This is a genomic window from Moorena producens PAL-8-15-08-1 (assembly GCF_001767235.1).
GTDB classification, from domain to species: domain Bacteria; phylum Cyanobacteriota; class Cyanobacteriia; order Cyanobacteriales; family Coleofasciculaceae; genus Moorena; species Moorena producens_A.
Map to the genome: position 1 here is coordinate 1,236,783 of NZ_CP017599.1, position 21,526 is coordinate 1,258,308.

The 21,526-nt window shown below is 43.8% G+C and carries 17 protein-coding genes; 8 read left to right on the forward strand and 9 right to left on the reverse strand.

The window, feature by feature from the left end; all coding sequences use genetic code 11:
* Complete coding sequence (locus BJP34_RS45410) at nt 1-165, reverse strand: hypothetical protein (protein WP_168166461.1); 165 nt, start codon at nt 163-165, stop codon at nt 1-3.
* A 64-nt stretch (nt 166-229) separates the two neighbouring features.
* Here BJP34_RS45410 and BJP34_RS04830 point away from each other — a divergent pair, with 64 nt between their 5' ends.
* The 7 genes from BJP34_RS04830 (at nt 230) to BJP34_RS04855 (ending at nt 8,804) form a co-directional block, all read left to right on the forward strand.
* Nucleotides 230-1,084 carry a hypothetical protein gene (locus tag BJP34_RS04830; protein WP_070391372.1) on the forward strand — a complete coding sequence of 285 codons (855 nt, stop codon included), beginning with the start codon at nt 230-232 and terminating at the stop codon, nt 1,082-1,084.
* A complete protein-coding gene (locus tag BJP34_RS04835; protein ID WP_070391373.1) occupies nt 1,074-2,459 on the forward strand; it encodes a hypothetical protein in 1,386 nt (461 codons plus the stop codon). The genes BJP34_RS04830 and BJP34_RS04835 overlap by 11 nt, the downstream gene beginning before the upstream one ends.
* A 229-nt stretch (nt 2,460-2,688) precedes the next feature.
* Nucleotides 2,689-2,970: a hypothetical protein gene (locus BJP34_RS47030; RefSeq protein WP_229424246.1), complete on the forward strand. Its 282-nt coding sequence runs from the start codon at nt 2,689-2,691 to the stop codon at nt 2,968-2,970.
* On the forward strand, nt 2,942-4,888 hold the full coding sequence (locus BJP34_RS04840; protein ID WP_070391374.1) for a type IV secretory system conjugative DNA transfer family protein: 1,947 nt from the start codon (nt 2,942-2,944) through the stop codon (nt 4,886-4,888). Before BJP34_RS47030 ends, BJP34_RS04840 begins: the two co-directional genes overlap by 29 nt.
* 152 nt (nt 4,889-5,040) lie before the next feature.
* A complete protein-coding gene (locus BJP34_RS04845) occupies nt 5,041-5,373 on the forward strand; it encodes a hypothetical protein (RefSeq protein ID WP_009149093.1) in 333 nt (110 codons plus the stop codon).
* Between the two features lie 4 nt (nt 5,374-5,377).
* A complete protein-coding gene (locus BJP34_RS04850; RefSeq protein ID WP_070391375.1) occupies nt 5,378-6,901 on the forward strand; it encodes a hypothetical protein in 1,524 nt (507 codons plus the stop codon).
* A gap of 136 nt (nt 6,902-7,037) precedes the next feature.
* Nucleotides 7,038-8,804 carry an ATP-binding protein gene (locus tag BJP34_RS04855; protein WP_070391376.1) on the forward strand — a complete coding sequence of 589 codons (1,767 nt, stop codon included), beginning with the start codon at nt 7,038-7,040 and terminating at the stop codon, nt 8,802-8,804.
* 216 nt (nt 8,805-9,020) lie between these two features.
* Here BJP34_RS04855 and BJP34_RS04860 read toward each other — a convergent pair whose 3' ends face one another.
* Entirely contained in the window at nt 9,021-9,833 is an 813-nt protein-coding gene (locus tag BJP34_RS04860; protein WP_149030801.1) for a hypothetical protein, read from the reverse strand.
* Between the two features lie 279 nt (nt 9,834-10,112).
* Between BJP34_RS04860 and BJP34_RS04865 the strand changes: the two genes are divergently transcribed.
* Nucleotides 10,113-11,051 (forward strand): DUF6753 family protein, encoded by a 939-nt coding sequence (locus BJP34_RS04865; protein ID WP_070391378.1) that lies wholly within the window; start codon nt 10,113-10,115, stop codon nt 11,049-11,051.
* 100 nt (nt 11,052-11,151) lie between these two features.
* Here BJP34_RS04865 and BJP34_RS04870 read toward each other — a convergent pair whose 3' ends face one another.
* The 7 genes from BJP34_RS04870 to psbD all read right to left on the reverse strand — a co-directional run bounded on the left by BJP34_RS04870 (nt 11,152) and on the right by psbD (nt 21,415).
* Nucleotides 11,152-12,234 (reverse strand): tetratricopeptide repeat protein, encoded by a 1,083-nt coding sequence (locus tag BJP34_RS04870; protein WP_070391379.1) that lies wholly within the window; start codon nt 12,232-12,234, stop codon nt 11,152-11,154.
* 938 nt (nt 12,235-13,172) lie between these two features.
* Nucleotides 13,173-14,045: a 6-carboxytetrahydropterin synthase gene (locus BJP34_RS04875; RefSeq protein ID WP_070391380.1), complete on the reverse strand. Its 873-nt coding sequence runs from the start codon at nt 14,043-14,045 to the stop codon at nt 13,173-13,175.
* A 638-nt stretch (nt 14,046-14,683) separates the two neighbouring features.
* A complete protein-coding gene (locus tag BJP34_RS04880) occupies nt 14,684-15,385 on the reverse strand; it encodes a J domain-containing protein (protein WP_070391381.1) in 702 nt (233 codons plus the stop codon).
* A 132-nt stretch (nt 15,386-15,517) separates the two neighbouring features.
* Nucleotides 15,518-16,468 carry a cysteine synthase A gene (gene cysK, locus BJP34_RS04885; protein WP_070391382.1) on the reverse strand — a complete coding sequence of 317 codons (951 nt, stop codon included), beginning with the start codon at nt 16,466-16,468 and terminating at the stop codon, nt 15,518-15,520.
* A 198-nt stretch (nt 16,469-16,666) separates the two neighbouring features.
* The gene (locus BJP34_RS04890; RefSeq protein WP_070391383.1) at nt 16,667-18,583 is read right to left on the reverse strand and encodes an iron uptake porin; all 1,917 of its coding nucleotides are present in this window, start codon (nt 18,581-18,583) and stop codon (nt 16,667-16,669) included.
* Between the two features lie 700 nt (nt 18,584-19,283).
* Entirely contained in the window at nt 19,284-19,565 is a 282-nt protein-coding gene (locus tag BJP34_RS04895) for a 4a-hydroxytetrahydrobiopterin dehydratase (RefSeq protein ID WP_070391384.1), read from the reverse strand.
* Nucleotides 19,566-20,356: 791 nt separating this feature from the next.
* Nucleotides 20,357-21,415 (reverse strand): photosystem II D2 protein (photosystem q(a) protein), encoded by a 1,059-nt coding sequence (psbD, locus tag BJP34_RS04900; protein ID WP_008183309.1) that lies wholly within the window; start codon nt 21,413-21,415, stop codon nt 20,357-20,359.
* Between the last annotated feature and the right edge of the window lie 111 nt (nt 21,416-21,526).

The following is a 21,526-nucleotide window of genomic DNA, read 5'->3' on the forward strand; positions in this document are numbered from 1 at the left end:
TCATTTTTTCAATGTAGTGAGGTACATCTTTCCTGGTTTTATGGAACAGGGAACAGGAAACAGGGAACAGGGAACAGGGAACAGGGAACAGGGAACAGGGAACAGGGAACAGGGAACAGGAAAGAGAAACCCACCCCTAACCCCTCCCAGAAATATGTACCTCACCTAATTAAAAAATGCTATAAATTTTAACGTTTCAATTTTGAATTTAAGGAGCTTGTAACTAGCCATGACTAATTTTTTTTCAGCCTTGCAAATTCAATTAGGTCAAGAGTTAAAAATTAAACCAGCCAAAACTCAAATTTTTTTACTATTTGCTTTATCTCTTTTTATAGCTAAGCCAGCTTGGGCAGATCCTGGTAATTCAGCTATAGGAGTGAAACGGGTAAGTCTAACCTCTTCTGGGCAATCTTCAGTGCCTCAAAATAACCCAATTCCAGTAGCATTGGCTCCAGGATATGGAGTAAATATCAGTTTCATTTCTACTGGGGAAGTGATTGAAAAGCTCTGGATTGATAATCCCTCATTTGTTGCTGTTGATGTCGATGGTTGCTTAGATAACTTAGTTGCTAAAAAAAACTGTGAGTATAATCAAGCAACTGTAATTCATTTGCGCCGCATTGAAGAACTTGATATTCCTGGTATCCCAAAGACAAATAGCACACTTTTGACAGTAGTTACTCGTTCTATTAATGGTAGGCAGATTTATCTATTTAAAGTGACTCCAGCTGACCGACCTAGCGAAGTAGTCATTGAATTTAATAAACCTACTCCTTCCGTAGATTTTATAGTCGTCGATTCCATAGAGCGGGGGATCTTTCGAGCAACCTTACAAGGACTGTTAGTCAAGGGTTCACAACTCCATAGAAAGTTAGATAATTTCGTCGTTTTTCTCAAAGACGGTCAGACTATTTCAAATGCCGCCACTCAAGCCGGTATTTCTTTGGAATTGGCCGATAAATTGCAAAAAATGGGTCGTCGTCCAACTGTTCCAACAGCCATTTCACAAATGAATGAACAGAAAGACACCATTGAAGTCCTAACTAAAGAAGTCGTAATCCAGGAGAAAAAGAATGAGCAGTAAGCATCAGATAAAATCAAATAAAAAGAAACCTTGGTGGCAAAAGGATAACCATCGGCGAAAAGCATTTATTCTACTCTATTGGTTCGTCACTGGCTTAGGTCTTTGCTTTGTACTTTCTGGTATTCTTATTGCCTCTGGATTAAGAATGCCAACAGCGGTCGCAACTCTTACTCCTGTTCAAAACAGTAAACTACCAGTAAAAGAAACGAAAATTAAACCCAAGGTAGAAGCACAAGTAAAACCACACGTAAAACCAAATGTAAAACCCAAGCTAGCATTAAATGCTGCAAGTGATCCTCTGCAAGACTATGTCCCAACCACAGCTTGGGAGGGGACAAAACTACCAAATTGGAATCAAGTCACCTTCGGAAGTTTTCCCGGTATTTCTCAAGGGGGTTCTTTTCAAGCGTCTTCAGACGTGATTCAAGCCGTAGGTTATGACCCATCAAGGACATGGTTAGCTGGTCAAACACCAGACCAATATATGAAATTAGGAGACTTTCAGCAGATATTTGAGCTACAAAATTTTAGCTTGAATAACATTATGTCCCTAACCGGATTCGACTTAGGAAATTTGTCCTTAGCAGATTTTGGGTTAATGAGCTCCCAAACCTTAGGTAGCTTAGTAGACGCTATCCCTGATTTAGAAAGATATACTATAGAACAGCTGCAACCAGTCTTTGGTTTACTATCCATCAATTTGGCCAGTAGCTTTGACCCAACAGAAACCTTAGGAGACTTTTTAGCATTCTCACCCCACCTCAGAGACCTTTCCTTTGACACCCTTGACCTATCGGTTTATGGCTTAGATTCCCTACCTGGTATTGATGTTGCTCCCCTCGCTGCATTTAAGGATTGGCAGAATACCAATATCGCTAAAGTTCCTGGTTTATCCCAAGTACCATTTTCGCAATTTCCCAATCCGATTCAAGCACAAGGGAGCGCCATTGGTATTTTAGATATCGCCTTTGGCATAGCTGAATCTCAACGCAATAATACCATTTCCGGTAGTGATCAAGAAGGATTTAAAGTTCCCTGTGAAAGTGAATGCGCTCATATCGAATTAGCTGGTCAGCCAAGTATCAAAGGTAAGCAGTGGATTAGTGGTAAATATCAAGAAGTTGAAGGAGGTTCCGGTTTTTTAGGACAAATAAATGATGGGATGGAACCCACTGGTAGACACCCCTTTGGGGATGCCTTTAAGGTAGTAGTTTGGGATACATCAGAAACAGAAGGCTCTGCTGGTACAGCCTTATTTTTCCGCTATTGTGTCCGTAACATGTTTGTGGATTTAGGGTGTACACCCTATTTCATCGGTCCTGTACCATTTCTGTCCTACCAGGAGCAAGACCCGATCTTTTTAGGCTTACTTTAGTCATTAATTTGAAAATTGTTAATTGTTAAGCTGTTCAGCATTTAGATTGGTATACCTAAATTCCTCAAAGGGAACAGGGAACAGGGAACAGGGAACAGGGAACAGGGAACAGGGAACAGGGAACAGGGAACAGGGAACAGGGAACAGGCAATAACCAATTTAAATGCAGATCAGCAGCTTATAGGACTTACGCAAAACTAGCCTGAAAATACGATATAGCATTTATTAATTGGGTGAGGTATACAAGATTTTACCCTATTCCCGTCTTGATGCAGTCGCTCATGGGGGAGACCCCCAAGACCGCGCTGCATCGCTATTCCCTATTCCCTATTCCCGTCTTGATGCAGTCGCTCATGGGGGAGACCCCCAAGACCGCGCTGCATCGCTATTCCCTATTCCCTGTTCCCTAAAACCCAGGACTCTGTACCTCACCCAATTGAAAACCGCTATAGTTGTCTTCAATTTTCGATTTTCAAAGAAAAATGAACCAGAATACAAATCACGTTATTAGTCTACCTCCGGGATTAATTTATCAGCAACTTACCAAAGAAAATCTTATAGATTTTTCCCAAACTAATCAGGGAATCACCATCACCAGCTGTTTGCTAGCTTTGGGTTTGCTAGCGATAATCCCGGATGGCAAGAAAGGTCAATTAGCGACAGGCTATTGGGGAGGTAAAAAGGAGAAAAAAGCTGCTCGTAAAAAAGCTCAGGAACAGATGGCTAATCTTTCCAGAAACTCCGTTGCTCTCTACGTCGGCACTCCCGAAGACATTCAGAAGCGTCAAGAGCAAGAATGGATCAAGCAGGGGAAATTGAAAAAGCAACGGAAACCTGAAGCTTTCAATTGGTTTAAGCCTGCTGCCGAGTCCTTATATCTTCCCGATGCCCAACGCGGGATTGCCGCCATTGGAGCCAGTGGTTCAGGCAAATCCTTTTCAGTCTGTGACCCTCTAATTCGTTCATCCCTTGACCAAGGATTCCCCACAATTATATATGACTTCAAATATCCAGCGCAAGCAAAACGGGCCGTGGGTTATGCTTTAAAAAGAGGCTATAAGGTACATATTTTTGCCCCTGGTTTTCCTGAGTCAGATGTCTGTAATCCCTTGGATTTACTCAAAGATGAAGAAGATGCGATCGCAGCCGGTCAAATCGCCCAAGTCATTAACCGAAATACAGATTTAACTGGCGGAAAAGCCAGTGGGGATAAGTTCTTTGAAGATGCCGGGGATAGTTTAGTCGAAGGAATATTTTTGTTAACCAAGGCAGTTGGTACCTTAGTCGAAAATCAGCGATATTGTGATATAATGACAGCACAGGCAATTTTAAGTTTGCCTGACCTAGTCAGCCGATTGGAATTTGCTTCCCAGGAGAAATTAAATGTCTGGACAACTCGCCCCCTATCCCAAATCATTAGTATCAAAGAAAGTGAAAAAACCGTAGCCGGGATTATCGGAATTGCTCAGCGAACCTTCCAAAAATTCTTGAAAAAAGACTTTATGGGAGCATTTTGTGGAAAAACCACCTTACCTTTAGATTTAGAAGGAAAACAACTCATCGTCTTTGGGTTAGATCGAAATAACCGGGATATTGTCGGACCACTATTAGCAACAATCCTCCATATGGTTATTAACCGGAATGTCTCCCGAATTAAACCTCGAACAGACCCTCTAGTTGTTTCCCTAGATGAGCTACCAAGTTTGTACTTACCCCAGCTAGTCAACTGGTTAAATGAAAACCGAGAAGATGGGTTTTGTGGTATTCTAGGCTATCAAAACTTAGGACAATTAGAAAATAGGTATGGCAAAGAGCTAACCAGAGCTATTCTAGGAGGTACAGCTACAAAGTTCATCTTTAATCCCCAAGATCCAGACTCCGCTAAAACCTTCTCTGACCTATTAGGAGAGTTTCAAATTCATTTCAAATCCAAATCCAAGAGTAGTGGTACAGGGGGCAGTTCTCACTCTAAATCCGATCAAAAGAACAAGCGACCACTTTTAGAGCCCGCTCAGTTTATTAAATTACCTACTGGTAAAGCAGTCATCATCAATCCCGCTTATCAAAGAGCCAAAGAAAGCTATGTGCCTTTGTTAGAACAAATTCAAATTCCTGAGTCTGATCTTAAAGAGCAGGAGTGGTCAGAAAATTTATGGGAGAGTATTCGAGACCATTTAATTAAAGTCAAGAGAGCATCTCACCGAGTTTCTAATCAGCAAAGGGTGCGTCAACTTAAGGAGAGAATGGCATTAGTAGACCAATTATTTCCATTGCCAACAGATGGCGCTAGACAAGCACCAGCATCCTTTTCTCCTACCCCAGCACTAATACCAAACTCTGGATCTAGCTCATCCACGGCAACTTCTCATTGGCCTCCACGTCTATCTGATCAAGATGTCTCACCAGACCTACTCGAAGGAAGTTTTTAATGAATTGCTTTGTTAGAGGTTACAGGTTACAGATTAAAGGTTACAGGTTACAGGTTGCAGGTTACAGGTTGCAGGTTGCAGGTTGCAGGTTGTAGGTTACAGGTTACAGGTTGCCATCTGATAACTTGAAAATTGTGTAATTGGAGGAAGCCATGTTTTCTAACTATAAAATAAATCCTGTAGAGGATTTAGATAGGGCAACAAATAACTTATCGGATCTACCCTCATTACCCATCGACTATTTTCCTAATGTGATTGAGATTTTTGATCAATATGGATTATTAGCTGGCGTAGTGGTGTCCAAAGGCATACCCTATGAAATGCCTAGGCACAACGATCAGGTCAGTGACTACAATGCTTGGTATTTCGATGGGCAGCTTTGCGTGTTTTATCGAGGAAAAAATATTTTGCTTGATCGCACTCAGAACTTGCAGCACCGAGCAGCAATTTTTGGAGCCTTAGGGTTGGGAGCATTAGGAGTTTAAAATCATGGCAAAAGTAACAATAGTCAGTGAGTCCTATGTATCATCTTTACAAGGACAATACCAAGGTGTCATTTCCAAATGGTCAAGTGGACTGGCAGCCTTTAGGCAAAAGCAGCAGCAAAAGCAAGAACAAAATCGACAGGGTCAACAACTCAATGGTCAGGTATATAATAGTAATCAAGAGCCTGAAATTAAAATTACCGATGGTGATCAAGTAGTCTATGGTAAAGATGGAGATAGGTTGGTCAATGACTTAAACTCAGACATCATTGGTCAGTTGACTTTAGCCAAAGAGTCATCTGTAGGAGAGATGGTTGGGGTGACCAATAAAAAAGTAGAATTGGATGGAATAGTTATTTTACAAACCAATGAGGAAGGTGTTGTAAAGGTTAACGCTTTTGATGAACAACAGCTACAGGGGCAACAACAAAAGGTATCTAGTCCAATTCAACCACAAAACCAAGCTTTCAAACCAAAAGTCCAACCCGTCAAAGCTAATACTGAAACCAGAGGTGGATTATATTCAGTACGACGGTCAGTGCAGGCTTTAGAGGATACACCACTAAAGAAGTTTTTGCAGTCCCAGGTTAATGAGATGCGTATGCTTCGTAGGGCTCAAAAACAAAAACAAGAAGCTATGCAATCGGAGTTTCTATCTGAATTGATTGAAGCCCGAATGCTTGAATCAAAACAGCCGAGTTGGTGGGAAAAGGTTGTTTCACCGATTTCAGAAAAAGTAGAAAAAGTCAAAAATGCTGTGTCTAACTACCATGAAACATCCCGTCAAAAAGAAGCTGCTGCTACCTTAGTCCGCTTAATCAATTCCCAAGCATCACCAGGACAAGATACCTATGAATCAGCAGATTATACGATTCATCGCAAGGATAATTCCTATGCAATGAGGGACAAAAAAGGTAAGGAATTGATCAAGTTTCGCGCTGGTGCTATGGGGGTCACTGTACAGGGAGAACCCAAACTAAATGAACAGCAATATCAAGAAATTTCACAGGTTAAAAAGCAGTTAGATTGGGGACAGAAACCTGAGGGAAAATTTCAGCAATTAGGAGCCTCTGAGGCTGACTACTTTAGTCGTGTCAAGGCAGTTGCAGATACATTGGTCGAATATGCCCAATCACAAGGAAATACTGTCCAGGTTGAAGGTAAACTCAACTACAACTGGAGAGCAACTCCCAATGGCGATCTCACAATTGCCGCTAAGGACAGACGAGGAACCATCTTTTCACAGCAGAAAGGACAATTCATGTCCCAGATGACACAACGGGATTTATCCTACTTTGAGCAAGCGTTAAAACCCTTAATGAGCCAAGCGGCACAACGACTAGTTCAGCCCTCTCGATCATCAGTGCAGTCTCTAAAATCTCAAAGCCTAGGTGCTCCTAACCCCTTTGCTCACTCCAGTCTAACAGCACTGGCTTCAAGCAATGGACAGGCTTTTCAACCGCCAGCTAAAACACCTATATCGCAACCGATTAATCTCAAACAAAAATCAAAGGAGCTATCTTTGTGATGCTTTTTGTTAACTGTTAACCCTCAACAATAAACCACCTGAACTATAGCATTTTTAATTTTATCGAAATTTTGGTGACATCACTTATTTGGAAAATGCTATAGTTTCATTTTGAATCAATAACGTTTGCTTGAGAATGAATATACCCGAAGTTGGGACATTATTAGAATGCTATAGAGCAGTATCTATAGGAATTCCCTTGATTGAAAGACACAATGTACTCAGGTGGATTTGTCAGAGTCTTACCCAGGATGGAGTATTCCTGGTTTACCTCTGGAATTTAGCTAGTCGTGGATTTCAGAAAATTGAATGGGATGGAAATTCTCAAACCTTAGAAAGTTCAATGGTTAATGTCCTAGAAGAGCGTGAGCCATTTTCACAGGTTGTTGAAGTGTTGAATTTTTGCCAAGCCTATTCTGGTAAAGCCCTATTTATCTTAGAAGATTTACCGTCTTTACTCGATAGTGCTGACAGTGGGCAAAGCATAACTATCAGAACCTCATTGTCTAATGTTCTCTACAACTTTGGTCTATCAAGCGATAAGTTTATAATTCTTTTGGATACGGGGGAGAATGAGTTACCTCGAATTTTAAACTCAATTATTCCTGCTGCCGAATTTCCTTTTCCAGAGCCCAAGGAAGTCACAGCATTATTAAAAACTCATTTAGTAGAATATGGTTTGGCTGACCAAGAAACACCTCTAGACGATAGACTAGCTCGGTCTATCGGGGGATTGACTCCGGAAGAAATTCGGATGGCTGTCAAACTGGCGGCGAAAAAAAATAAATACGCTCCCATAGTGTCTTGCCTCTTAAGCGATGGGCGTTTCGGCAAAGCCGACGCTACGCGAACGCGCAGCGTGGCCAAAGGCCTCAGCCCCGCTTTCAGCGAACGCTCTTCAGAGCGCGCCAAAGGCGAACGCAAGCAATTTCATATAGCAGTCAACAAAGCCCAATCTCAATCAGAGCTAGCCAAGCAATTAATCAATTACAAAATTCACAGACTCAAAGGATTTGGTTTAGAGTTCCTCAAACCTGATGTTGGGGAATTTGGGGGATTAGATAAACTGAAACAAGCGTTGGAATGGGTGAAACAAGATTTTTCTGATCAAGCCAGAGCTTATGGAATTCCATTGCCCAAGGGATGGCTATTGATTGGTCCTCCAGGAACAGGAAAAACCTTTGCTGCCAAAGTCTGTGCTCAAACCTTAGGATTTCCTTTAATTAGCATGGGAGTGGATTTAGTAATTGGTAGTAGTCCAACCCATTTAAAACGACTCTTGTGTCGAGTTGAGGCCGCGAGTCCTTGTGTTTTGTTTCTCGATGAATTGGACAAGTTTTTTGATTCCCAAACAAATAACACCAAACAAATTTTAGGAATTCTCTTAACCTGGTTGCAAGAGAAGACAACTCCCACATTTGTGATTGGGACTCTCAACCGATTAGATGCTTTGCCTCCAGAATTAACTCGTGCTGGCAGATTTGACAAACTGTTTTATGTCGGTTTTCCCAAAGAGATTGAACGGTTTGAGATTTTTAAACTCCATGCTAGCCGATTTGATCCTCGTTATCGGGAGGGAAATGGACCATTAACAGAAAAACAATGGCGTCGATTATTGAGTGCAACACGAAAATGTACTGGAGCAGAAATTCGTGCCATTGTAGAATCAGCCGTGCAGCGAGTGTTCCATCAAGGTCAGAGAACTCCTTTTAAAATTGAATTGGAAAATCTATTGCAGCAGCGAGAGGCAATGACTCCCTTGTATTCTCAGGATACAGAGAGAGTTTTAGCAATGGAAAATCGAGCAGAAGGAGTTTGTAAGCCTTCCTCTTCACCAGATAAATCAATTTTTGCTAGGGAAATAACTACCTTGTGGGGAGAACAATTAAATGTTAGGTCTTAAGTGATATTATCTCAGGATAATTATCATTAATACCACTTGTTAGCATCTCCCCATCCAGACTTGATATGATATCTAGTTAAGTGTAATGGGTAATGGGTAATGGGTAATTATTGTGATTAGTCCTATACCATTACCCATTACCACTTAATTCTTACCAATTACCAAGCAGTTTAATCAAGAGATTGTTTATCTCGATTAGGTTTCAATAACTGCTGATTAAGACTTAAATTCCAGCAGAGAATTTATCCCCAGTTTGCTGCACGACGATAGGAGATAGACAGCTTTGGTATTGCCTTTAAGGGCAAAATATTCCCAAATCTGAAGACAATCTCCTAAACTCATAGTTTTCATTATCCCTTGAGTTTCTGTATAACAGAATAGTATCTTACCCGAAAACCCTTTGGCTTTCAATTTTTTTAGTTTTCTCCTTGAGTTAATAATTCCCACCAGTAAGGCAACTGATGAGCCTATGGCATCCATTGCAGCGGATAAACTAACCCGAAACTCCTGATCATCCTCTGTCTTTAATATTTCTAATTGGGATTGACCAATTGTAATCCTAGTCGGGGTTGCTTGTAGCCAATCTGAATCTTGGTTAATTAAGTTCACCCTTGGTTGGATTAATTGATTTGGGTCTTTCTCTAATTGTTCAATGAGTTGCTTTAAGGAAACTGTTTGATTTTTATCCAGGTAGGCGGGGATGAGATTGTCTGAAACTAAATATTTCCAATAAGCCAGTAAGCTGTTGATAGGATAAACAGTCAATTTTCTCTGGGAAGGAGCAGTAACCCATAATTTGGGATAGCCATTTTCTTCAAGAAATTCTTGAGCTTGTCTTGGAGACTGTCTAATCGGTATAGACATTTGTCGTAAGCTAAAAACAATTTGGTTATCAAGGGTATAAGCTCCTAGGGTGACTTCCTCTAATTGAAGACAAATATGATCTACGTAGGGATAATCCAAAAAATCATCATCAATTATCTGAGTATCAGTGTAGTGAGTTTCAGCACTTAGGTGGGTCATAGCCATAAATTCCTTCTTCTAAATCCCTTGATTTAAGTAGCGCAATCGGTGCTTTCAGCCTGGGCGTAGCCCGTTAGCTAACTGCTGAATGCTTCCTGATTTAACGTGTTCCAGTTTTTGAGTGTTTCTATTTCTTGGTAGTACTCTCGTGGGCAGAGCAACGGATTGATTATGTACATATAACCCCTTATAGTAACGTTCCTTTTTTCAGAGAATTTTTATCGTTTCAGGATTTTAACGTCTTTATGTAACAAATATTTACAAATATTGTTATTCTCGAATTTTATGGCTATTTATAAAGAAGTAAGCAAACAAGGAATTAGGGAAATGGTAGGAAGTAATCTTTCTCAAGAAAACCTCTCCCACATCAAGCAACCTGAAAGTCTGTCAGATTTAATTGACGAGAGGGATAAGACGGATTACTCTCTATTGGAAAAGCTGTTAGAAGGACGTTCGGATAGCTTTAAGGCAAAAATTTTAGATTTAGTTGTTGCGACAGAAGTGGACGCTAATGACCCGCTATTCCTATTTTTGGTAGCAACGTCCAGTTTGGAAAAAATCTTAGCAGATACTCCTAAATCCTTAGAGCAGTTATTCCGAAGTTGGGAAAAGGATATCCAGCAAATGATTGATGTCGTGGGGCAATCCACCGTGGATATTCACCGCCAAGAAATTTCTAAAGCGATGGGCGTTCGCGAAGCGTGGCCAAAGGCCTCAGCCCCGCTTTCAGCGAACGCTCTTCAGAGCGCGCCAAAGGCGAACGCGTCTGCCATAGAGCAATCAAAGGTAACCCTAGAATCCAAGTCAGAAAGACAGCCCTGTTCCTATCCACCCAAAGGGTCAATGAATTTTCCGGTTGTTAAGGCATCTCCTGTTACAAACATTACAGCCATCTGTGGAGCTGTGGTTTTGTCATTGCTTTGTGGACTAGGAGCGGGTTGGGGGCTATCTGAGTTAAGTCAGCCAAAACTAGACCCCAATGGTTCTAGACAACTAACCCTAGACGAAGCAGCTACCTTAAATTGGGCAATCAGTAAAGAGGGCAAATTAGCCAGAAATATAACCAAGTGGAATGCGGGCTATTTGGATAACTTAGAGTGTCAAAAGGATGCCATAGACGCAGGAATCCGGTTAAACTTTGGGGGCAAAAAAGCGACTAGCGGCTATTGTCTACTGTGGGTCGCCCCTCCGAGCCAGCGCAAGTATATAGAGGACAATAAGTAAGTGACCCCTGTTTTATTGGTATTTTGATAGAGATTAGTGTCGGTTTTGTGGGAATGGCTAATAGGTACGAGCCTTATCCCCACCAGAACTACCATTCCGATTAGGGATTAGTCACTGCTAAATTTTTCTGATGGTACTCCATAGCTTTGGTGTAGTTTCCTTGAGAGTAATAAGCGGCTTTCAGACTAGCTATGGCTTTTTTTGCTGCCTTCCGGTCACCGATGGCTTGGGCAATACTCAAGCGTTGTTCATAGTATTCAACCGCTTGGCCATAATTGTCTAAGGCATCATAAGCCTTTCCCAAGCGACCTAAGGCTTGTTGTTCTAGACGGCGATTACCTATTTGTTGAGCTTTAAGCAATTGCTGCTGAATATAGTAAATCCCTTGAATATAATCTCCTAGTGCCAAGCAAGCATTACCCAGCTTGCCCAGAATCTGTCCTTGTAGGGGACGATCACCCATCTGCTGTGCGATCGCAAAACGCTGCTCGTAATAGTCAATAGCTTGAGCATAATCACCGATGGAGTAGCAGGAGTTACTGAGATTTCTCAGAATTCGCTCCTCTAGCTCAGGTAACCCAAGAGTCTGGGCAACATAGAGGCTCTGTTGCTGGCAAGCCATTGCTCGGGGGAAATCTCCTAGTGCCTTATGGGCCAATCCTAGATTGTTCAAGGCAGTCACCTCTCCCAGTCGGTCTTGGCGTTGCCGCATAATAGTTAGGCTTTTTTGACCATAGTCAATGGCCTTGAGGTGATTTCCTTGGTGACGGTAGGCATTTCCCAAAATTCCCAAAACCTGACCCTCAAGACGCTGGTCTTTGATGTCTTTTGCGATCGCAAGACTTTTGTTACTATATTTTATCGCTTGTGGAAAGTTGTCTAAGGAATAAGCAGTTAGTGCCATACCACTCAGAGCTTTTCCTTGACCCCGTCTATTTCCCAATTGCGCATATATTCCTAGTGCCTCTTGGAACGACTGTCTTGCTGCGAAGAATTGACATCGCTGGTGCTGCTCAATCCCTTTCTCTAAAAGTTGAGCAGCTTCACCGGCGCGAGGGAACCGCGCAAGGTCATCAACATTATCTGGAATGTTGTTTGGTAATGTAGGAACGAAAGTTTGGCGTGCTGCCTCTGCTAGACGCTCCCTATATTGGCTGTCATCACACGGCAACCGGCTCTCCATTCCTATTGCCTCTTACGGATCATCAAGAGTTTTGTAGTTTTCTAAGTTTGCGCAATCGAGTAAAATCCTTTGCCATATATTCCCTTGTTTTGAATTGCTCAAGGTCGTATCTCATCCCTTGAGTGAGATACCACGGGGCAAAATACGTATAAAGGCTTTTGGATTTAGCGCAGCTCGACCTAACAGTACGAGTGCGGGTACTTGACTACCATGATAACCGCATCAATGCTGGTTAGGGCAAGTTTACCAATATCATAACAAATGATATACTAACTCTAACTTATGGATGATTTAATCTCAGCAAATAAAAATCCCTAGGTCAGCATTCAACCTAGGGCTAATGGGCGTAGCCCATGCTACGCTTGCCAGCTATTGAAAGCAGCCCACCGCGCATCAAAGATTTTTAGGTGGGGACTGGTGTGACATACTCCCACACTGACAAGCGCGGTTCAGTGTGGGCTTCTTACCAACTCCAGCTATTGCTTAGGATACACGGGTTACTTTATTAACGATACGGTCAGAAGTTACCGCAAGAAGAGTGGAGCCTTTATGGTTAGTCGGCTATGCATAAAAGGGTTAAAACTTTATGATTAAGGCTCCACTCTTCTAAGGTTTCGTCTCCGGGATGCCCCTCCGCACCGGAACAATACAAAAAGTTCTATTTTTAAACACGCAGGTGGCGGTTAGCTCTTAATTTGTCTTCCCTGCTATTTTTATTATAACGTTTTTCAGGCTGTTTATCAGAGTTCCTGCCCGCGATTCATCCCGGAGATGAAACCTTAAAAGAGTGGAGCCTTAATCATAAAGTTTTAACCCTTAACTCACAGACTGCCAACTATTTTGGCTCCACTCTTTTTGCGGGAACTTCTGACCACACTCATGCTGCGCATTGAGGTGTGGGGCATGTCTAGCGGAGGAAGCTAAACTTTATTATTGAACTAAATCAAGGTCAGCAGAGTTTCTCTAGATGATGTTGCTGCTGGCTTGGTAGTCTCTGGTGTGCAGTAGACTTCGCAGGAGTTATTGGGACTTTCAATCAATTTCACCTTATGAAGTTGGACATCCAATTCTTGAATTGGTTGTTGCAACAACTGACAAATATAGATAGCAATATTTTCGGCAGTAGGAACAACCCGGGCAAAGTATGGAATGTCTTTATTGAGGAAAGTATGGTCAAAAGGTTCCAGGACATACTCATCGATGACTTGATGCAAGGAGTCTAGATCAACAATCATGCCAGTGCGCGGATCCATTTCACCCTTAACCGTCACTTCTATGTGATAGTTATGTCCATGTCCGTTGGGACGAGCACACTTACCGTAAATCTGGTAGTTTTCCTGGTCACTGAGGTCAGGATGAGCTAGTCGGTGAGCAGCGCTAAAGTGGTTACTGATAGTCAGATATACTTCCATACCGTTTCCTTGATAGTCAGCCCAGAGTTTTGGATGTTCAAATAGCTGAATCTTCAGTAGTGGTAGGTAAGTAACCAAGTGCTGCCAAATTACTCGTGCTATGTTTTCGGTAGTAGGTAAGGTTTGCTGAAATTCTGACCAAACCTCATTGAGATAAGCGTAGTCAAGTTGGCTGGTGACCTCTCGTTGGATCACCGTTTTGACTTCAGAAAAGTTTTCCACCATGCCATACTTATCCAACTGAGCGGTCAGGAAAACGAACAGAACGTAGTTGTGTCCGTGTCCAGGAAATCTGCTCCCCAAACCAAACCGCTGAAGGTTCTCAGCTTCAGTCAGTTCTGGTAACCAGTATCGGTGGCTGGCTGAAAACTCAGCACGGCGCTTAATCACGCATTCCATGTCAAGTTACGTCAACTAGACTTATGTTCAGCTTGACACTCCCCGGCCTAAAGGCGTGGGGATTCCTAGATCGACGAACCAGCCGTAAACCGACGTGTCCTCGGGAAGAGGCAATGCTTAACCAAAAAACCCGTAGTGACCTACCAAGTTCCCAGTCAATTCACGAAAGACCTAGAGGGCAGTTCTCCTTAGGCGTTCGGGTACTTGTTTGGAAGTGTCGAAGATTTTGTTTCCCAACATTCCCCCATGTTCCGGTGTGCCCCACCGTACATTGCAGTGCGACCCGTGGCGAATTTAATTCTTAATAGGTCAAGCGCACCGGGTGTTTTTCTCAAAAGTGTAACTTCAACGGTTCACACGCCAATTGTTGGTTGACGATTGGGTTTTTAGAGAGGACTTTCCCTACCCTCTGAGCATTACTACTTTATAGGCGGTCAGACATGGTTCCCTTCCAGCTGTCCTAACGGTTTTTCAGCCTGTACTCTATACTTGATTCTACATCTAGTTGGAACGACGATTCCGCAAACGCCAAAACTTTTTTAAAGCTGTCCTAGAAGGACGGGGTTTTAGACCCATTTTTTTCAACTAATTTGGATTAGTGGTCGTTGGTAAGCTATAAAAATCCTATTGCTTACCCATTACCAAAAATCTTTAACTGTGTCTTTAGCTTCCCAGAGCAGATGGGAAGCAATTCTGAACAGTTCTTGACCTGTGTGTAGGTGGTAGTCGTCGTAGTTAAGGGTAAACAGCTTTAATTCTTCTATCCCATCTGCTAACTGATTAAGACAGTAGTAGAGGTTAGCAGCAGCACTGGCAACGGTGGCAGGATTAGGTTGAGAATGAAACAGGCTCTGAGCTTGATGGAGATGATCACCACACTCTTCCAGATAAGCTTCAAACTCTGCCATGAGTTCATCATCAAACGGGTCAGCGGAGAGTTCATCGAGTTGAGCCTCTAGAGGCTCAAGGATATGACTAATCCGGTGGTTTACAGGTTGATAAATTTGCTGCAGCCAGTACCCTAGCTGGGCATCAGTCTTTTTTCCCTTTTGCCGATGATGCTGGTAATGTCTTTGGGCATGAGCTGTTCGCTGTTGTCGATTCTGATGCTCTAATGAATCCTGAAAGTAATTCCTCTTTTGGTCATAGGAACGCCGTCGCTCAGGGTTACTGAGTACCTCATAGGCAGCATTAACTTGGATAATTTTTTCGGGATCAGCGGTGGGGCTGTTGCTATCTGGATGAAAGCGCTTGGCTAGCCGTCGGTAGGCTTGTTTAATTTCTAGGGTCGTAGCGTGGGGGTGAACATCCAGAGTCTGGTAGTGATTGGATTCTGACATGGGGTACACTAAACCTACTTAAACCGGCAGCGATAGTATAATTAAGGTACCAAGTAAGCTCAATCCAATATTTCCATAGATTTCCAGAGGTTTTAGGATAACTAGTGAATGGAAGTGCCTTGCCCCATAACACTAATCCGTGGTGGCCGTCGGCTCTTGGAACAGGGGGGTGCTTAGGTAGCGTTCCCCAAAACTCGGTTGAATCATCACAATCAGGCATCCCTCATTTTCTGGACGTTTGCCAACTTGAATCGCTGCTGATAGTATGGCTCCAGTGGAAATTCCGGAAAGAATTCCTTCTTCACGGGCTAAACGACGACCGTATGCGATCGCATCATCATCCGTAACTGTAATCACCTCGTCAAGAACTTCAACCTTGAGTACTTCTGGAATAAAACCCGCACCGATACCCTGAATTTTGTGAGGTCCTGGAGACCCTCCAGAAAGTACAGAACTACCAGCTGGTTCAACTGCGATCGCTTTAAAACTGGGCTTGTGTTTTTTGATCGCTTCAGCAACCCCAGTAATTGTACCACCCGTACCAACTCCAGCCACCACGAAATCCACCTGTCCTTCTGTATCCTGCCAAATTTCTTCAGCGGTGGTAAAATGATGAATTTTTGGGTTAGCTGGATTACGAAACTGTTGCAGCATATAGGCATTGGATGTGGTTTCTACAATTTCCTGAGCTCGCCTAATACAGCCACCCATCCCTTCACTACCTGGTGTCAGTTCCAACTGAGCACCATAAGCTCGCAACATAGCCCGTCGCTCTATGCTCATTGTCTCTGGCATGGTTAGGATCAGTTGGTAACCCTTGGCTGCCGCTGCCATTGCTAGAGCAATACCTGTGTTTCCCGATGTCGGTTCCACCAAAATAGTTTTGCCGGGGGTAATCCACTGATTCTGCTCCGCTGCATTGATCATGCTAACACCAATCCGGTCTTTGACAGACGAAGATGGATTCATTCCCTCTAGCTTGGCTACAATTCTAGCCACACAGCCTTCTGCTTGAGGAATACGGTTCAATTGTACTAGAGGCGTCCGACCAACCAGTTCTGTAATATTTGGAGCAATTCGCATAACTGTTGGAAATTCTGAGTTATTAGTTGTTCTCCATCATCCTAGTATTTTTTGACACTTTCACCCCTTCAAACAAAAATCCCCGCCTCGGGGCAGGGAAAAGTAAACTAACTAATGCTCAATACTCCTTGCGGTGCGACCCATGGGGAATTTAATTCTTAATGGATCAAGCGCACCAGGGGCAATTAGCCAAGGTCTCTAGAACGTGAATGTGGTTCTGATGGTACCAATCACAGCATCATCATTATCATCACTCTGCTCTGGATTAATCACCCAGATCACACCAGGAGTGATAGAGATATTATCGGATAGCTGATACTTGTAGAAGCCTTCTATGTGAATGGGGGTCTCAATCTCATTCAAATCCGAATAGGGCACTGCACCACCAAAGAAACCTAACACACTACCTTCTTTGCCAAAATCGGGGAAGGCTAAACCACCGCCGTAACTCCAAATTTCACCACCACCTTCACCAATGACAATCACATCGGTGTAGTTGAAAAATCCACTAAAGGAAATCTTGTCGGTGAGGCGAAACGCTAATTCTGCTCCGTAGGAGTTGGTTACCTTGTCAGCTGAATCATTTATACGACTGGCAAGAAGTGCTTCTTGATTTAAGTTGGCAGCACGGGTACCTACGATACCATCTGTTCCCGCGCCTTTGCTGAATATGGCACTATCCTCTTTATGGAAACCATGGACGTAGGTAAAGCCCACACCAATCCGGTCGTTGACGTTGAAGTTCAACTGACCCAAGGCAGAATAGTCACCATTGAACAGACCTGCCCCTTCATCAGGATCTGACGCATTGCCAGCTAGGTAACCCAGTGTGATAGTACTTGGTCCAATCACGCTCTCTAGTAAACCAAGTTGGAAGCTAACCCCTAAACCAGCACCACCACCAATCCGATAGATGGGGTTTTGTTGAGAAAACGTGGATAGAGAGCCACTACCACCATCGAAGTCTTGGAAATAGGGATTGAGTGTAGGAACGTAATCATCATGCCGACCACCAAAGGCAGCAATGTAAGTTGATACTTGACCAAACGGACCAATAGGAATGTCACCGTAATAGGCTAACCAGTCAACCCCTATATCGTTCCCGTCACCAGTACCATCAATTTCAGTGTTAAAGGTCTGGGTGAGTTCTGGGGTAATCTCACCCCCCGCTGTGAAGGCATTCAGGTTACCAGCACTCAGACGAGTTACCAAACTGTCTTCACCAGTGAAGCTGGTGTCGAGAACTAAACGAACCCGGTCACCAAAGACAACTTGGTTATTGTCATCTTCCCCAAAATCACCAAAGTTATTGGTCAGGGCGAATATGACTTCCCCTTCCAGTTTCGTAGTAGTGGAGAATTGGTGATCCTCTAGGAATGCGACTCGACCTTCGAGGTTATCGACCCGTGCTCCGAGGGTAGCCAGTTCTGCCTCAAACTCTTGAATCAGCCGTTGCAGCGTTTCTAAGTCTTCACGGGTAATAAAGTCAGCAGTACTAGCAGCAATTAAACGCTCAATCTGGTTCAAACAAGCGTTCAAGCCAGCCGCAAATTCATAACGGGTGGTAGCACGGTTGCCACGGAAGGTGCGGTTTGGGTAACCAGCGATACAACCGTAGCGCTCTACCAGACTACGCAGAGCTTCATAAGCCCAGTCTCCAGGGGAAACATCCCGCAGTTGGGAAACGCTAGTTACCTGATCTTGGCTGTTACTACCTTCTTTACCGTAGCGTTGAATTTGATTTAACAGCTGGCTGTTATCTGATGCTGAGGGTACGGCTTGGGCTATTTTTGTTTCTGCCTCCGGTACGTCTACCTTAGGAACTAGGGTTGATGTTCCCTCACCCAAGGTAGAGCCCATCTTCGTGGAAAAAACTGCCGTATCCTTTACTTCTGGGGCATCTGTGGCCGCCGCGTTCGCTGAAAGCGGGGCTTGGCCCATCGCAAGTGTCTTTACTGGGACAGCTTGACGTGGGGCAGCTTCCGTGGTAATCTTGCTCTCAGCTGTTAACGAGTTGGCATTGTTGGCTGCCTGTACCTGATTGGTACCAAAGGCGAGAGCAGCACCCACTACAGCAGGACTTATCAGTAGGGACTTCAACAGTAGTTTAGACATCTTCTCTTAATCCTCACACCTTTACAATTATTGAACTCTCCCCCGGATCAATCACGGAGGATGGTGACATACTCCCGACGCTGACAAGCACGCGACAGCGCGGGCTTCTTACCAACACCAGCTACTGCTATCGGGCTTTGCCCGACGCGGGGCGCGTATCGGCTTTCGCCGACGCTGCGCGAACGGTTACTCGGTAAGCTTTATTAACGACACGGGATGCCACTCCGCGCCGGAACAATACAAAAAAGTTCTATTTTCTTTGTACTGCTGGAATTTTACCCATCCACAGATAACTCAAACTATCAAGTTTTTTCTGAAGGTCACCCCATAATATTTGGTGGTTGTCAAGGTTAAGGCGCGTAGGTGGCGGTTAGCTCTTAATTTGTTTTTCCCTACTATCCCTAGTACATCGCATTGAAAAGATCTGTTCCGACCCTTGCCCCGCGCTCCATCCCTACACTTACGCTATACGGTAAAGTACGGGGCTTCTCGCGGTTTAGATAAGAATCAGCGCCCGCAGCGATGAAACCTATTAACCTATTACAGGAACAATTTATTAGAGGAACAATTCTTATACTATAGCCTTTATGGACAAAGTGCTACACCAACTTTTTCGCCAATGCCTGTGAATGAACTTCTGCGCTAGGTGCGGGTCTATTGCTTTAGCAATAGTCACTTATTTAGAGTTATTGAAAGGATATTAACTTAGCTCTGAAATAACTTGCGCTAGGTCAAAATCTTTTGAAGTTAATCCACCACTATCATGAGTGGTTAGAGTAATTGTTACCTGATTGTAGGAAATCTCTAGGTCAGGATGGTGTTCTGCCACTTCAGATGGTTCAACAAGTTTATTCACAAACGCGATCGCTTCTACAAAACCCTTGAATGTCTTTTTACTACGCAGGGTTTTCCCTTCCACACTCCAGTCTTTTAGCTGACTCGCCTTGGCTTTAATTTCTGCATCGCTGAGTAGTTGAGCCATGATTGTTAGATGCACTCCTTAAACAATCCCATACATAAAACTATCCGCTCTCACGGCTAGTGTTTTGGTTAATCCATAACACCTGGTGTGAGAGCGGTCTAGCGGGTCTTCTGATTGAAACCAGGCTGCCGAGAGGAACTCTTAGGTAGCCCTGCCGAAGCAGTCATATAGATTCTCCGTAGAGAATCCAGATAACTCCTAGAGAACAGCCCCGGCGCACAGCCGGCTAACTCCAACCAGATGACCCATGATTTTACTACTATCTTCCATGGGCATCACCTCCTTTAATCCCTAAGCGGTTTTTTGTACCTTTCCAGGATTATTACCTTTTTTTAGAATAACAGAGTATCCCTCAAATGGCAACCGATACTTTTTAGCTACCAAAGTCTACCAATATCAACTTTAGCCCGCCAATGCAAGCTGATTGAACAGCCAGGGGGTATCTCCGCGCTTCACGGAGAAATATTCCTCGTGCGCCATTAAAGTTCTAGAACCAGATCCAATGTCACTACAAAACCCTTGGTTTTCGGGAAATTTATTTAATTGACACAAGGTCGTGGCACTAAAGTCATAGTTAAAGTATAGCAAATTACTTGAGGCCATGGCCAAGCTTTGTGATAATTTTGCCTACTGTCCACTAACCTCTGCAAACTAGCATGATGAGAAATTCGCCTGTCTATTGCTCAGAACATTCCAGTTTTCTGTTTATATAACTGCTCAAAGCCCCACCTTCTGGCGGGGCTTTGAGAAAATCCAAACGCTAACCTTAATTCGGGATCAGCCTTGGAGTCTTACAGAGCGTTACCACGAGGCAGTACTTCCTCAGGGAACTCAAAGTTTTGGTGAGGTTGGTCTGCCGGAGCCATCCAAGCCCGAAGACCCTCGTTCAGCAAAATGTTCTTAGTGTAGAAGGTTTCAAACTCTGGGTCTTCTGCTGCCCGGATTTCCTGGGAAACGAAGTCATAGGCTCGCAGGTTCAATGCTAAACCTACAATTCCTACTGCACTCATCCACAAGCCAGTTACTGGCACAAACAACATGAAGAAGTGTAACCAGCGCTTGTTAGAGAAAGCAATTCCGAAGATTTGAGACCAGAAGCGGTTGGCGGTGACCATGGAGTAGGTCTCTTCCGCTTGGGTCGGGTTGAACGCCCGGAAGGTGTTGGCTTTGTCCCCATCCTGGAACAGGGTATTTTCCACCGTTGCCCCATGAATGGCACACAGCAGAGCACCACCGAGTACCCCAGCTACCCCCATCATGTGGAAGGGATTCAGTGTCCAGTTGTGGAAGCCTTGCAGGAACAGGATGAAACGGAAGATACCCGCTACTCCGAAGCTAGGAGCAAAGAACCAGCTCGACTGTCCCAATGGGTACATCAGGAACACGCTGACAAATACTGCTATCGGCGCACTGAATGCGATCGCGTTGTAGGGTCTGATGCCTACTAGACGAGCAATTTCAAATTGCCGCAGCATGAACCCAATTAGACCAAACGCTCCATGGAATGCCACAAAGCTCCACAACCCTCCTAGTTGGAACCAGCGAGTCAAGTCTCCTTGGGCTTCTGGACCCCACAACAGCAGCAGGGAGTGTCCCAGGCTGTTGGGAGGAGAGGATACTGCTACGGTCAGGAAGTTGCAGCCTTCTAGGTAGGAAGATGCTAAGCCGTGGGTGTACCAAGAGGTAACGAAGGTGGTACCAGTCAACCAGCCGCCCAAAGCCATGTAGGCACAGGGGAACAATAGAATGCCGGACCAGCCGACGAATACAAAGCGATCGCGCTTGAGCCAGTCATCGAGGATGTCAAACCATCCTCTGGTGCTGGGGGCGCGTCCTACTGCTACTGTCATAGCAAGGATCTCCAGATATATATAAGTACGGTAAGGCGACTTACTTTCTTTATTAAAGGCAGTCTAAGTAAAGAAAAGTAAACTTCGTCTAATATAACTATCATAATATGT

Coding starts and splice junctions, on each gene's coding strand:
- BJP34_RS04870 (WP_070391379.1), bottom strand. CDS start 12,234: ATGGAGAGCCGGTTGCCGTGTGATGACAGCCAATATAGGGAGCGTCTA.
- BJP34_RS04875 (WP_070391380.1), bottom strand. CDS start 14,045: ATGGAATGCGTGATTAAGCGCCGTGCTGAGTTTTCAGCCAGCCACCGA.
- BJP34_RS04890 (WP_070391383.1), bottom strand. CDS start 18,583: ATGTCTAAACTACTGTTGAAGTCCCTACTGATAAGTCCTGCTGTAGTG.
- BJP34_RS04895 (WP_070391384.1), bottom strand. CDS start 19,565: ATGGCTCAACTACTCAGCGATGCAGAAATTAAAGCCAAGGCGAGTCAG.
- BJP34_RS04865 (WP_070391378.1), top strand. CDS start 10,113: ATGGCTATTTATAAAGAAGTAAGCAAACAAGGAATTAGGGAAATGGTA.
- BJP34_RS04855 (WP_070391376.1), top strand. CDS start 7,038: ATGAATATACCCGAAGTTGGGACATTATTAGAATGCTATAGAGCAGTA.
- psbD (WP_008183309.1), bottom strand. CDS start 21,415: ATGACAGTAGCAGTAGGACGCGCCCCCAGCACCAGAGGATGGTTTGAC.
- BJP34_RS04880 (WP_070391381.1), bottom strand. CDS start 15,385: ATGTCAGAATCCAATCACTACCAGACTCTGGATGTTCACCCCCACGCT.
- BJP34_RS04830 (WP_070391372.1), top strand. CDS start 230: ATGACTAATTTTTTTTCAGCCTTGCAAATTCAATTAGGTCAAGAGTTA.
- BJP34_RS04835 (WP_070391373.1), top strand. CDS start 1,074: ATGAGCAGTAAGCATCAGATAAAATCAAATAAAAAGAAACCTTGGTGG.
- BJP34_RS04845 (WP_009149093.1), top strand. CDS start 5,041: ATGTTTTCTAACTATAAAATAAATCCTGTAGAGGATTTAGATAGGGCA.
- BJP34_RS04840 (WP_070391374.1), top strand. CDS start 2,942: ATGAACCAGAATACAAATCACGTTATTAGTCTACCTCCGGGATTAATT.
- cysK (WP_070391382.1), bottom strand. CDS start 16,468: ATGCGAATTGCTCCAAATATTACAGAACTGGTTGGTCGGACGCCTCTA.
- BJP34_RS04860 (WP_149030801.1), bottom strand. CDS start 9,833: ATGGCTATGACCCACCTAAGTGCTGAAACTCACTACACTGATACTCAG.
- BJP34_RS04850 (WP_070391375.1), top strand. CDS start 5,378: ATGGCAAAAGTAACAATAGTCAGTGAGTCCTATGTATCATCTTTACAA.